Genomic DNA, 13,463 nt, shown 5'->3' on the forward strand with positions numbered 1-13,463 from the left:
CTTGCCGGGCAGCCCGCCTTTCGCGCGGCTGCCCTCTTTTGTGCCTTCAGGCAGCGCCCAGAGCGCGCTGTACTTCACGGGCCTCCAGCAGCGCCTGTTGCTGCAGGTGGCGCAGCTGATCGCGAGTAATATCGAGCTGTTGCAGGGCCCGGTCTGACACCTTGTCGACCGGATTGCGCTCCAGAAAGCGGGCCAGGCGTAACCAGGCACCGAGACGACCTCTGCTCTCCAGCAAGGCGGTATTGAGCAGCGCATCCAGTGGCAGGTGGTCGAGCAATTCCTTCATTGGGCGATCAAAAAAGGCATCCAGACAACTCAAAAGCCCGACCGTGAAGGCGGCATTCTCCATCGGTGGTCGGGTTTCCTGCGCCAGATATTGGCAGAAATGTGCATTGAACAGGGTGACATCCTGCAAGGCCTTGCCCCGATCCGAGTGATTGTCCATCAGCAACAGCGTGATCCAGCTGCGCAACCGGTTCAACCCCAGCAGAGCAATCGCCTGCTGCAAAGACTTGATGTTGCGCTGGCGACGATAGAGCGCAGAGTTCACCAGGCGCAGCAGCTTGATCGACAGCGACGGGTCGCGCTCCAGAACGCGAACCACATCCTTGATATCGACTTCAGGCTGATAGAGGGTGCTGATCAGGTCGAGCACGACGGCGCGGTCTGTGCCCAGGGCTCTTCCGGAGACGATCTGCGGCTTGCTGAAGAAATAGCCCTGATACATTTCAAAGCCCAGCTCACGGCATTGCTCGTACTGCTCGAGGGTCTCCACCTTCTCGGCCAGCAACTGAACATTGTAGGGCTCCAGTTCGTCGATTACCCGAGGCAACTCGGCCAACGGCAGATGAATGAGATCCACCTTGACGATATCGATCAGGTTCAACAGGTCTGCCGGGTACTTGCGCGGGCCATAGTCATCTACCGCGATAGTGAACCCCCGCGCCTTCAACTCCTGCAACTTGTCGAGCAGATGAGGCGTGATGGGTATATCTTCCAGCAGTTCAATGACCAGATGTTTCTTGGCGAAGTCTGGCGCTGCCGACAGCATGTCGAGGGTAAAATTGACGAAGGCCCGTTTGCCGGCAACGATGTCCAGCAGGTCCACTTCGGTCAGGGCATTGATCAGCACTCTGGCTGAAGCACCGGAGCCGTCGCTGAACGCCGCAGTATTGCCGCCTATCAGGCCTCGATAGAGCAATTCATAGCCCACAATGCGCAGGTCAGCATCAAAAATAGGCTGACGAGCGAACAGCGGAACCATGTCTTCAGCGGGACTTTCCTGTGTCACACTCAACGTCCTATTGAGGAATGCAGTTAAAGCATAGTCGATGCTCTGCCTGTGTGCCTATCCTGACATTTTATCCAGTAGTCGCCTGTCAGGGGCAGTCGCGCAATCGGACCGCCCCTGACGGACAACTTCAGACGCTCAGCGTCTTCTCGCCCCGGGATATCCCGGACACACCGGAACGCACGACTTCCAGTACCGAAGCCTGAGCCAGGGCATCCAGGAAAGCATCCAGCTTGTCGCTGTGTCCGGCGACCTGAATGGTGTAGGTATTGGGCGTGACGTCGATCACCTGACCGCGAAAAATATCGGCAGTCCTTTTGACTTCCTCACGCTGTGCGCCCGCTGCCCGCACCTTGACCAGCAACAGTTCGCGCTCCACATGCACGCCTTCGGTCAGATCGACCAACTTGACCACCTCGATCAGCTTGTGCAACTGCTTGGTGATCTGCTCGATCACCTGATCGGTGGCCTGAGTGACCAGCGTCATGCGCGACAGGGTAGGATCCTCCGTGGGGGCTACCGTCAGCGAGTCGATGTTGTAGCCGCGCTGCGCGAACAACCCAACTACCCGTGCCAGCGCGCCCGATTCATTTTCCATCAGTACCGAAATGATACGCCGCGTGGTCATCAGGTTCTCTCCGTCTTGCTCAGGAACATGTCGCACATGGCACCACCGGGCACATGCATGGGGTAAACGTGCTCTTTGGGGTCGACCAGTACATCCATGAACACCAGCCGGTCTTTCATGGCAAAGGCCTCTTTCAGCGCCGGCTCCAGATCCGAAGGTTTCTCGATGCGCATGCCGACATGACCATAGGCCTCGGCCAGACGGACAAAGTCAGGCAGTGAATCCATGTAGGAGTTCGAGTAGCGGGACTCATAATTCATGTCCTGCCATTGTTTGACCATGCCCAGATAGCCGTTGTTCAGATTGAGAATCTTGACCGGCAGGTTGTACTGCTTGCAGGTCGACAATTCCTGAATGTTCATCTGAATCGAGCCTTCTCCAGTGACGCAGACCACATCGTCATCCGGGAAGTTCAGCGCCACGCCCATGGCGGCTGGCAGGCCGAAGCCCATGGTGCCCAGCCCGCCGGAGTTGATCCAGCGGTTGGGCTTGTTGAACCGGTAATATTGCGCCGCATACATCTGGTGCTGACCAACATCACTGGTCACAAAGGCATCGCCACCGGTGGCGCGCCACATGGCTTCGATGACAAACTGCGGCTTCATCATCTGGCTGTCGTCCGTCTTGTAACGACCGCCATGACGACCCCGCCATTCGTTGATCTGCGACCACCAGATACCCAGCGCTTCCCGATCGACTTCCAGTTTGCTCTCGTCGATGGCCTTGAGCATTTCCGCAAGCACCGATTTGACTGGACCGACGATGGGAATATCCACCCGCACTGTCTTGGATATCGATGTGGGGTCAATGTCGATATGGATGATCTTGGCGTTGGGACAGAACTTGCCCGTATTGTTCGTTACCCGGTCATCAAAGCGCGCGCCGATGGCAATGATGACATCGGCATTGTGCATCGCCATGTTGGCTTCATAGCTGCCATGCATGCCCAGCATGCCGACAAACTGATCGTCGCCACCGGGGAACGCACCCAGTCCCATCAGGGTATTGGTCACCGGATAGCCCAGCGTTTTACCGAGCTGCGTCAGCAAATCGGATGCTTCACCCAGAATGACGCCGCCACCACTGTAGATCATGGGTCGCTTGGCCTGCAGCAGCAGATTGACCGCCTTGCGGATCTGGCCGGCATGCCCCTTGCTGACCGGATTGTAGGAGCGCATCCGGACTTCTTTCGGATAGACGTAGGGAAACCGCTCGTTCGGCATTGTCATATCCTTGGGGATATCCAGTACCACAGGTCCCGGGCGGCCGCTGCTGGCGATGTAGAAGGCTTTCTTGACCATGGCCGGGATATCGGCCGGGTTGCGCACGGACATGTTGTGCTTCACGACCGGACGGGAGATCCCCATCATGTCGGTTTCCTGGAACGCATCGTCACCAATCAGATGGCTCATGACCTGGCCGGTGATCACCACCATGGGGATCGAGTCCATGTAGGCTGTCGCCAGTCCGGTAACCGCGTTGGTCGCGCCAGGGCCGCTGGTGACCAGCACCACACCGGGCTTGCCACTGGCTCGGGCATAGGCGTCTGCCATGTGGGTGGCCGCCTGTTCGTGCCGCACCAGAATGTGTTTTACATCCTCCTGATTGTGCAGCGCGTCATAAATATGGAGCACCGCACCACCGGGATAGCCGTAAACGTATTCAACCCCTTCATCTTTCAGGGCACGCATCAGCATCTGCCCGCCGGACAGCATGGGTGGCTTGGTCTTGCTTTCGGGTTTCTCTTTCAGCTCGGTCATGTCCGTGTCTCACTCTGCCAGGCGCATGGTCGGGCCATTGCTGCGCCAAAAAAAGGGGAGACTGACAAGCATTACGCAGGGCGTGCGCTGAAAGCACACAGACGACAGTGGTCAGGAAAGGATAAGGCAGGACGCAGAGCGCTGCGGACTATCCTGTGCCAGCATTTTTGCGGTAACAAAAAAACTCACCGGACCAAGAGTCGCCCCTCGACCAGGACACCTGTCTGCAGCCAGTGGGCTGATCATCATGCTCACCGAACGCTACCTTTTGGGTAACGTCCAGAACATCGGTATGACCCGCTCATGCTGACTGTGGACGCTTGCCATGAGGCCGAAGCAGTCGAAACTTGCACAGTCACCAACGACCAATACAGTCGTCGATAAGGGCTATTGTCGCTGCACACGGCGGAAAGTCAACCACTGGCTGGCCCCCGCGTTGTTATACGGGCATACTTTACCCTTGGTAAAGTCTGGAAGTGAGCGGTATGGCACGGGCGTCGAAGAAGGATCACATCATCGAACAGGCAACAGGGCTGTTTCTGGAGCAGGGCTTCAAGGGCACGTCCATCGATCTGGTGGTGACCACCTGCGGCGTCTCCAAGCCGACGGTCTACAAGCATTTTCCGGACAAGACGATTCTGATTGGCGCCGTCATGGCGCACTGGCTGCAGGGCCGGGTACAACCTCTGGCCAGCGACTGGTCACTGACCGACGTCTGGCACCATCTGTGTCAGCACTGGTGGAGCCCCGAGCCGATGCACATGTATCGACTGGTGATCAGTGAAGGGTGGCGTTTCCCGAAGGCTGCAGAGGCCTTCTGGACAGAGTTCGACGCCGCCTGGTGGGCCCAGGCCGACGCCTGGCAGGCTCAACAGTCCGATATCGAAGCCGCCGGGTTGCAGCTGCGTCTGCAGGCTGAGCTCTGGCGGCAGCTGGTGCCCCAGTCGGTCAAATGATGCCTGCTGCACGCAGGCTGCTCAACTCCTGCTCCGACTTGTCGAGCAACTGCTGCAATACCGTCGTCGTGTCCGCACCCAGCATAGGTGGGGCGGTTTCGGCGTTCATCGCCTGACCATTCAGCTTAACCGGATTTCCGACCATCCTGACGCCGTGCCCGTCTCCGTACGCTGACGGATCAGCCGGTGCTCTGTGGCGCTCGATCAGCAGTTCCCGGTGCTCGACCTGCGGGTCGGCAAACACCCGATCAATTGTATTGATCGGGCCGCAGGGCACACCTGCGCCTTCCAGCAACTGCACCCAGTGATCCGTGGATGCCTGCAGAAACAGCGGCTCCAGCAGCGGAATCAGTTCACGGCGATGAGCCACCCGGCTGGCGTTGGTTACAAACCGCTCATCCTGCGCCAGTTCAGGCTCACTCAGGGCTTCGCAAAGGCGCCGAAACTGATCATCATTGCCGACGGTGAGAATCATGTGCCCGTCCTGCGTGGCGAAGGCCTGATAGGGCACGATATTGGGATGCGCATTGCCCATGCGCTGCGGTACATCACCCGACGTCAGATAGTTCTGTGCCTGGTTGGCCAGCACCGCCACCTGCACATCGAGCAGACTGATGTCGATCCAACTGCCCTCTCCGGTGCGGTCTCTCTGTACCACGGCTGCCAGCACGGCATTGGCCGCATACATGCCGGCAAAGATATCGGTCAGCGCCACGCCCACCTTGACCGGACCGCCACCGGGTTCATTGTCCGGCTGGCCGGTCAGACTCATCAGCCCGCCCATGCCCTGCACCAGAAAGTCATAGCCGGCGCGATGCGCGTAGGGGCCGGTCTGACCAAAACCGGTGATGGAGCAGTAGATCAGATCGGGTTTTATCTGCTGCAGGCTGTCGTAATCCAGTCCGTACTTTTTCAGACCGCCCTGCTTGAAGTTTTCCACCAGTACATCGCACTGCTGCACCAGTTCTCGCACCAGTTGCTGGCCTTCCGGTGCGGTTATATCAATGGCCACGGACTGTTTGCCCCGGTTGGCCGACAGAAAGTAGGCCGCCTCACCACTGGCCTCATGCCAGGGCGGCCCCCAGCCACGCGTGTCATCACCTCGCCCGGGGCGCTCCACCTTGATCACCTCCGCGCCCATATCGGCCAGCCACTGGGTTGCCCAGGGGCCGGCCAGAATGCGCGACAGGTCCAGTACGCGCAATCCATTCAGCGGCCGAGTGTTCACAAGGCTTACCCGAAGGCCTGCAGACCGGTCTGCGCACGGCCCAGGATCAGTGCGTGAATGTCATGCGTGCCTTCATAGGTGTTCACCGTTTCCAGATTCACCATATGGCGCATCACACCATACTCTTCCGAAATCCCGTTGCCACCGTGCATGTCACGGGCGACACGGGCGATATCCAGAGCCTTGCCACAGTTGTTGCGCTTGATCAGGGAGACCATTTCCGGTGCCCAGTTGCCACTGTCCATCTGCCGGCCCACCTGCAGCGCTGCCTGCAGGCCCAGAGTGATCTCGGTCTGCATGTTAGCCAGTTTGAGCTGCACCAGCTGAGTGGCGGCCAGTGGGCGACCAAACTGCTTGCGATCCAGCGTGTATTGCCGGGCGGCGTGCCAGCAGAACTCGGCCGCCCCCATGGTGCCCCAGGCAATGCCATAGCGCGCCTTGTTCAGGCAGCCGAAGGGACCGGCCAGGCCAGACGCTTCCGGGAGCAAATTGTCTTCCGGCACGAATGCCTCGTCCAGCACGATTTCGCCGGTGATAGAGGCGCGCAGGGACAGCTTGCCCTTGATCTGCGGGGTGCTGAACCCTTTGGTGTCACGTTCGACGATAAAGCCCTTGATCTTGCCGTCATGGGCTTCCGATTTGGCCCAGACCACGGCCAGATCGGCAATCGGACTGTTGGTAATCCAGGTCTTGGCGCCAGTCAGCTTGTAACCGCCATCGACTTTCTTGGCGCGGGTCTCCATGGAGCCAGGATCAGAGCCGTGATTGGGCTCGGTCAGGCCGAAACAGCCGATCAGTTCCCCAGTGGCCAGACGGGGTAGATATTTCTGTTTCTGCTCCTCTGTGCCGTAGGCCTCAATCGGGTACATGACCAGGGAGGACTGCACGCTCATCGCCGAGCGGTAGCCGGAATCGACCCGCTCGACTTCGCGCGCAATCAGTCCGTAGGCGACATGGCCAATGCCAGCGCCGCCATACTGCTCGGCAACCGTCGGCCCGAGCAGGCCGAGGTCACCCATTTCAGTCATGATGGCGCGGTCAAAGTGCTCTTCACGCGCCGCCACCATGACTCTGGGCTGCAACTGCTCCTGGCAGTAGGATTGCGCAGAGTCACGGATCATGCGTTCTTCATCGGTCAGTTGCTGTTCAAGCAACAGGGGGTCACCCCACTGGAACTGGCTCATAACGGCCTCGCTGTCTTTGGCTGGTGCTGAGCGCATTCAACGGATCACTCCATTAAACGACTCGATTAAATGTCTACATTTTGGTAAACCATAGACTAAAAAAGGCTGTTATGCACGCTCAGTTTGAAAAAATCAGCTTCCCATCCTGTTCATCCACGTGGACAGTATCCCCGGCCTTGTACTCGCCTTTCAGCAGCGCCGTGGCCAGCGGGTTTTCCATTTCGCGCTGAATGGTGCGCTTCAACGGCCGTGCACCGTAGACCGGGTCATACCCGGCCTCGCACAGCAACTCCAGAGCATTGTCACTGACCACCAGCCCCAACTCCTGATCACCCAGCCTCTGGCGCAGCAGGTTGAGCTGGATGTCCGCAATACCGCGGATCTCGGCGGCCTGCAGCGGGTGGAAGACGACAATTTCGTCAATTCGGTTGATGAATTCAGGCCGGAAGTGCTGACCCACCACATCGATCACGGCCGTTTTCATCTGGTCGTAGTTTTCTTCACCCGACAGCCGCTGAATGTGGTCACTGCCCAGGTTGGACGTCATGACGATCACGGTATTGCGGAAGTCCACCGTCCGGCCCTGGCCATCCGTCAGCCGGCCATCATCAAGTACCTGCAGCAAAATGTTGAACACGTCCGAGTGCGCCTTCTCCACCTCATCGAGAAGAATGACGCTGTAGGGACGCCGCCGCACCAATTCGGTCAACTGCCCACCTTCTTCATAGCCGACATAGCCCGGAGGCGCCCCGACCAGGCGGGCCACCGAATGCTTCTCCATGAACTCGGACATGTCGATACGAACCATCGACTCCTGGGTATCGAAGAGGAACTCTGCCAGCGCCTTGCACAGTTCGGTCTTGCCCACCCCGGTAGGACCGAGAAACAGGAAAGACCCGTTGGGCCGGTTGGGGTCGGACAGCCCTGACCGGGACCGACGGACCGCGTTAGCCACTGACACCACCGCCTCATGTTGGCCGATGACCTTGGCATGCAGAGCTTCTTCCATGCGCACCAGCTTGTCGCGCTCGCCTTCCAGCATTTTCTCCACGGGAATGCCGGTCCAGCGGGATACCACCTTGGCTATCGACTCTTCGGTAACCCGGTTGTGCAGCAGTTTCATGTCCATCATTTCGGCCTGGCTGGCCATGTCGAGCTGGCGTTCGAGCTGCGGTATCAGCCCGTACTGCAACTCCGACATTTTGGCCAGATCGCCTTTGCGGCGAGCCGCTTCAATCTGCTTGCGCGCGTCTTCAAGCTGCTCTTTTATCCGCTGCGTGCCTTGCAGCGCGGCCTTCTCGGTGTTCCAGATTTCTTCCAGATCCGCATACTCGCGCTCGACCTTTTCCAGGGTCTTGTTGAGCTCCTCGAGACGCTTCCTGGTCGCGGCATCCGTCTCTTTCTTCAGCGCCTCGGCTTCGATTTTCAACTGGATACGACGGCGGTCCAGACGATCCATGGACTCCGGCTTGGAGTCAATCTCCATGCGAATACGGCTCGCCGCCTCATCCATCAGGTCTATGGCCTTGTCAGGCAGTTGCCGATCGGTGATATAGCGCTGCGACAGTGTGACCGCCGAAATCAGAGCAGAATCGGTAATCTCTACCCCGTGATGCACTTCATAAGGCTCTTTCAGGCCACGCAGTATGGCAATGGTGTCTTCCATGCCCGGCTCCGCCACCAGCACCTTCTGGAAGCGGCGCTCCAGAGCACCGTCTTTTTCGATGTGCTGACGGTATTCGTCCAGTGTAGTGGCACCGACACAATGCAATTCACCCCGGGCCAGCGCCGGTTTGAGCATATTGCCTGCGTCCATGGCGCCTTCGCCCTTGCCGGCACCCACCATGGTGTGCAGCTCGTCGATGAACAAAATGATCTGGCCTTCCTGCTTGGCCAGCTCATTGAGCACGGCTTTAAGTCGCTCTTCAAATTCGCCGCGATATTTGGCCCCGGCCAGCAGTGCCCCCAGATCCAGTGACAGCACCTGCTTGCGCTTGAGGCCTTCCGGTACTTCACCATCCACTATGCGTTGGGCCAGCCCTTCGACAATCGCGGTCTTGCCGACGCCGGGCTCGCCTATCAATACCGGGTTATTCTTGCGCCGCCGCTGCAGCACCTGAATCGTGCGCCGTATTTCGTCGTCACGGCCGATGACCGGGTCCAGCTTGCCCTGGTGGGCGCGCTCGGTCAGGTTGATGGTGTACTTGTCCAGAGCCTGACGCTGGTCTTCGGCATTCTGGCTGTTGACCTTCTCGCCGCCGCGCACCTCTTCAATGGCCTTGTTCAACGCCTCTTCAGTGACCCCGGCATCTTTCAGAATCCGGCCGACAGGCCCCTTGTCCTGCACCATGGCCAACAGCACCATTTCACTGGTAATGAACTGGTCGCCCTGTTTCTGCGCCAGCTTGTCGGCCTTGTTCATGACGCGACCCAGATCCGGGGCCATGCCCAGCTCTCCGTCATGGTCCGGCTGCCGCGCCAGGCTGTCGAGGCGTTCTTCAGTGCTCTTGCGCACTGCACCCACTTCAACGCCGGCCCGCTGCAGCAACGGGGTAAGCCCGGAACCCTGCTGATTCAGCATGGCCAGCAGCAGATGCGCCGGATCTATCTGGTTGTGGTCACGGCCCAGGGCCAGCGACTGTGCATCAGCAAGTGCCAGTTGCAACTTACTGGTCAGTTGATCGATTCTCATGGTCTCTCGGTCTCCCGTATTCTGGCTGATTGTTTCAGCATTCTCTTAACTTCATTAATGGGGGATGCCACGGAGAATTCAATCCAGCCAGGTTGCTTGACATAAAGCGCTCAAGCAGCAAAGCTTTAAGTTAACGGTCAAGGCAACGAATGGAAGGTTCATTGGTTTACGACAGGTCGCTACAGACAATGTCATCCCGCCAGCAGAGTCACCCCCGACTCTCGCGCATCCTCCGCCTCTGCCCGAAGAAGCACCCCTGCTCCACTGACTTTCACCTTTCCGAATGGTTCGACGAATAGCCGAATCCCTGCGTCTGCCCGGGTTGTGCCGGGACATGATGCTCGGACCACGATTGAGCGCGCTCGTTCTGTTCTGATTGCGGTGCACAGAGTCTGACCATCATCTACCCACATCTCATGGCCCCTGATTGACGCAGTGTCTGCTGCCCCATCCGCTCGCTGCGATCGGCGACGGATTCCGGCTTCATCCCGGTGAAGCCACTTCCGCTGACAACAATATAAGAGGATATACCTCATGAAGAAGACACTGATCTGTCTGGTCACCCTGATGTGCTGCAGTGCAGCCTCGGCTCTGGCCTGCATCACGGAAGAATCCGAACCCAACGACACTGAAGTCAATGCCAATGGCCCGGTGTGCAGCGATACGCCGGTCAGCGGCAGCATCCGCAATCGTCATGATGTCGACTGGTTCTACCTGAACCTGGAGGAAGAAAGCGACATCCAAGTCAACCTGAGCCATGCCAGCAATGCCGACCTGGACTGGTTCCTTTATGGCGACACCGGTGGTGTGCTGGCCAGCGGGGAAACCAGCAACAATCCGGAAACCGGCTCCCTCGAAGATGCCGCACCCGGTACCTATTTCATCCGCGTTGAACCCTGGTCGGGTCGCGGTGATTATGAACTGACCGTTACCTTCGCCGAGGCCGACAACGGCGGTGGCGGTAATGGCGGCGGTTCGGGCTCTGCCTGCGACTATGGTGACCGGCCGAATGCCCCCTCCGGGCTCACGCAATGGCTCACTGGTTCACCGACACCTACCTGCGTCGACCTGAATGACCCTGCAGCCCTGCTGATGGGCGGCGGCGCTGATGTGGATGATGCGTTCAGCCAACGCGTCGCGCCCCATATTCAAGGCGGTGACGTTGTCGTTCTGCGGACCTCCGGGACAGACGGCTACAATGACTATCTGATGAACCTGACGCAGGCCAACTCGGTTGAAACCCTGGTCGTTGATACCCGCAGCCTGGCGGACTCCGACTATGTGGATTGGGCCATCCGCTCTGCCGAATTCGTGTTCATCGCTGGTGGTGACCAGTCGGACTACCTCAATCAATGGCTAAACACCCGTCTGCAGGATGCCGTGCAATCGGTATGGGACAAGGGCGGTATTGTGGGGGGCACCTCAGCCGGCAATGCGGTACTTGGCGAGTTCATCTACGACCCGGACGGTGTGCCGGGGGCGGTCAGCGACGAAGTGGTTGAAGACTTCTGTCACAATACCATCAATATCAGTGAAGACTTTCTGATTACTGATCCGTTGTACAACGTCATTACCGACACACATTTCTATGAGCGTGATCGCATGGGCCGCCTGATGGTGTTTCAGGCGCACCTGTTCACCAGCACGCGTGGCATTGGCGTGTCAGAGGAAACCTCTCTGTTCGTGTCAGCCTCCGGCGAGGCCGTGGTGGATGGGCGATATGAGGTGTACATTCTGCGCGGCGACGGCCAGACAGACTATGTACAGACTGCCTGTGGCGAACCGGTAATCATTGAAGACCTGCTGCGCTACCGACTGCTGAGCGGGGATATCTACAATCTCGATAACGATACCAGCTCCGTATCCCCGATCCGGATTGGTGTGGACGGCCGCTTCAGCGACTACTACACACCCGCTGATCCCTACTGAAAGTAACCCCGGGGGTGGACAAGCCGCCCCCGCTCAACCGGCAGCGCTGGCCTGACGCCAGATCAGCGCTGCCATTCTCCCCGTCTGCCCATCGCGCCGATAGGAAAAGTACTGCGCCCGCTCCGTCACGGTGCAGAAGCCACCTCCGGCAACACGGGTCACCCCCGCTCTCGCCAGCCTCTGGCGCGCCAGTTGATAGATGTCTGCCAGCCAGCGGTCTCCGTCACCCGGGGTGAAGGCAGATTCAGCTTCGGCAGCCTGCTCGACAAAGGCGGCTTTGACCTCTGGGCCCACTTCGAACTGCTGTGGCCCGATCGCCGGCCCCAGCCAGGCCAAAAGATGCTGTGGCGAAGCGCTGAACTGTTGCAGCAGATTTTCCAGAACCCCATGACACAGGCTCCGCCATCCGGCGTGTGCTGCACCGACTTCCTGCCCGTCCCGGTCGGTGATCAATACCGGCAGACAGTCTGCGGTAAGAATACACAGTGGAACTCCGGCACAGCGGGTATAGGCCGCATCGGCCTCGCCTTGCACAGGCTGCCCCGGCGTCTCGATACAGGCCACTTGCGTGCCGTGCATCTGATTCAGCCACACCGGCTCTGACGGCAGCGACAAACGACTCATGACGCGCTGTCGATTGGCCGCCACAGCCTGCGGGTCATCCCCCACATGCACGCCCATATTGAGGCTGTTCCAGGGGGGCCGGCTGACCCCGCCCTCGCGCAAGGTGACCGCCACCTGCACCGATTCAGGCTGATCGGGCCAATCGGGCACCTGAATCGACGGTTCAGTACTCATCAGCCGGGCTCTCCTCTTCCAGCACCTGCAGTAGAGCCTGCATATCCTCTGGCAGGTCGATTTCCCAATGCATCCACTGGCCGGTGGCCGGGTGCGGAAATCCGAGCGCCTTGGCGTGCAGCGCCTGGCGCTGGAATCCCTGCAGGGCTTCGCGCAGCAGGTCCGGACACTGACGGGGCAGGGAAAACTGTCCGCCATAGACCGGATCGCCAACCAGCGGATAATGAATGTGGTCCATGTGGACGCGAATCTGATGGGTACGCCCGCTTTCCAGCTTGAGGCGAACATGGGTGTGGTGGGCAAAGCGTTTCAATACCCGGTAGTGGGTCAGTGCGGGCTTGCCGCCGGGGCGCACCGCCATCTTAATGCGCTGAGTCGGGTGACGGGCAATGGGCTCCTCTACTTCACCGCCACCCGTCATCACGCCCTTGCAGACGGCTTCATATTCGCGGTCTATGTCGCGAGCCTGAAGGTAACGCACCAGCTCTGTGTGAGCCTCTACCGTGCGCGCAACCACCATAAGTCCGGTGGTGTCCTTGTCCAGTCGATGCACAATACCGGCCCGGGGCACCGCAGCCAGATCCGGATCATAATGCAACAGGCCGTTGAGCAGGGTGCCATTCGGGGTGCCGGCTCCCGGGTGCACGGTGAGGCCGGCCGGCTTGTTGACCACAATCACGTGTTCATCGACGTAATGAATGGGAAAATCCACTGGCTCGGCCTGCCATTCGGTGAATACTTCCAGCTCGGCTTCCAGACGCAGCCACTCGCCGCCCACGACCTTCTCCCGGGGCTTGACCTGGCGGTCGTCGAGCAGCAACTGGCCGGCCTTGATCCAGCCTTGCAAACGGGAGCGCGAGTACTCGGGGAACAGTTGGGCAGCCACCTGGTCCAGACGCTGGCCACCCAGCTCCAGCGGAACCTGGGCGTCCATTTCTATCATTTCATGCATGGGTGTGCGGCCCCGAATATGGTTTAATGGGCGCCCATTGTATTT

Annotated in this window: 10 protein-coding genes; 2 read left to right on the forward strand and 8 right to left on the reverse strand. The window is 59.2% G+C overall.

Features of this window, described 5'->3' with window-relative positions:
- Positions 1 to 46 precede the first annotated feature (46 nt).
- From LAT62_RS04280 to LAT62_RS04290, 3 genes are all read right to left on the reverse strand, one after another.
- Complete coding sequence (locus LAT62_RS04280; RefSeq protein ID WP_293379478.1) at positions 47 to 1,291, reverse strand: EAL and HDOD domain-containing protein; 1,245 nt, start codon at positions 1,289 to 1,291, stop codon at positions 47 to 49.
- Between the two features lie 130 nt (positions 1,292 to 1,421).
- Complete coding sequence (ilvN, locus tag LAT62_RS04285) at positions 1,422 to 1,919, reverse strand: acetolactate synthase small subunit (RefSeq protein ID WP_293379481.1); 498 nt, start codon at positions 1,917 to 1,919, stop codon at positions 1,422 to 1,424.
- Positions 1,919 to 3,634, reverse strand: coding sequence for an acetolactate synthase 3 large subunit (locus tag LAT62_RS04290; protein WP_293379559.1), 1,716 nt, complete (start codon positions 3,632 to 3,634; stop codon positions 1,919 to 1,921). The genes ilvN and LAT62_RS04290 overlap by 1 nt, the downstream gene beginning before the upstream one ends.
- 530 nt (positions 3,635 to 4,164) lie before the next feature.
- Between LAT62_RS04290 and LAT62_RS04295 the strand changes: the two genes are divergently transcribed.
- Positions 4,165 to 4,635, forward strand: a complete 471-nt coding sequence (locus LAT62_RS04295) for a TetR/AcrR family transcriptional regulator (RefSeq protein ID WP_293379483.1) — start codon at positions 4,165 to 4,167, stop codon at positions 4,633 to 4,635.
- On the opposite strand, the gene LAT62_RS04300 is transcribed toward LAT62_RS04295, so the two are convergent.
- The 3 genes from LAT62_RS04300 to clpB all read right to left on the reverse strand — a co-directional run bounded on the left by LAT62_RS04300 (position 4,628) and on the right by clpB (position 9,739).
- Positions 4,628 to 5,863: a CaiB/BaiF CoA-transferase family protein gene (locus LAT62_RS04300; RefSeq protein WP_293379486.1), complete on the reverse strand. Its 1,236-nt coding sequence runs from the start codon at positions 5,861 to 5,863 to the stop codon at positions 4,628 to 4,630. The two genes, LAT62_RS04295 and LAT62_RS04300, sit on opposite strands and share 8 nt — an antisense overlap.
- Positions 5,864 to 5,868: 5 nt before the next feature.
- Complete coding sequence (locus LAT62_RS04305) at positions 5,869 to 7,047, reverse strand: acyl-CoA dehydrogenase (protein ID WP_293379562.1); 1,179 nt, start codon at positions 7,045 to 7,047, stop codon at positions 5,869 to 5,871.
- 118 nt (positions 7,048 to 7,165) lie between these two features.
- Positions 7,166 to 9,739 carry an ATP-dependent chaperone ClpB gene (gene clpB / locus LAT62_RS04310; RefSeq protein ID WP_293379488.1) on the reverse strand — a complete coding sequence of 858 codons (2,574 nt, stop codon included), beginning with the start codon at positions 9,737 to 9,739 and terminating at the stop codon, positions 7,166 to 7,168.
- Positions 9,740 to 10,273: 534 nt separating this feature from the next.
- Between clpB and LAT62_RS04315 the strand changes: the two genes are divergently transcribed.
- Positions 10,274 to 11,668: a pre-peptidase C-terminal domain-containing protein gene (locus LAT62_RS04315; RefSeq protein ID WP_293379491.1), complete on the forward strand. Its 1,395-nt coding sequence runs from the start codon at positions 10,274 to 10,276 to the stop codon at positions 11,666 to 11,668.
- 33 nt (positions 11,669 to 11,701) lie between these two features.
- On the opposite strand, the gene pgeF is transcribed toward LAT62_RS04315, so the two are convergent.
- Entirely contained in the window at positions 11,702 to 12,466 is a 765-nt protein-coding gene (pgeF, locus tag LAT62_RS04320) for a peptidoglycan editing factor PgeF (RefSeq protein ID WP_293379493.1), read from the reverse strand.
- Positions 12,456 to 13,418 carry a 23S rRNA pseudouridine(1911/1915/1917) synthase RluD gene (gene rluD, locus LAT62_RS04325; RefSeq protein WP_293379496.1) on the reverse strand — a complete coding sequence of 321 codons (963 nt, stop codon included), beginning with the start codon at positions 13,416 to 13,418 and terminating at the stop codon, positions 12,456 to 12,458. Before rluD ends, pgeF begins: the two co-directional genes overlap by 11 nt.
- Positions 13,419 to 13,463: the final 45 nt, after the last annotated feature.

Origin of the sequence: Natronospirillum sp., assembly GCF_022565775.1 — a bacterium.
Taxonomy (GTDB): Bacteria; Pseudomonadota; Gammaproteobacteria; order Pseudomonadales; family Natronospirillaceae; genus Natronospirillum.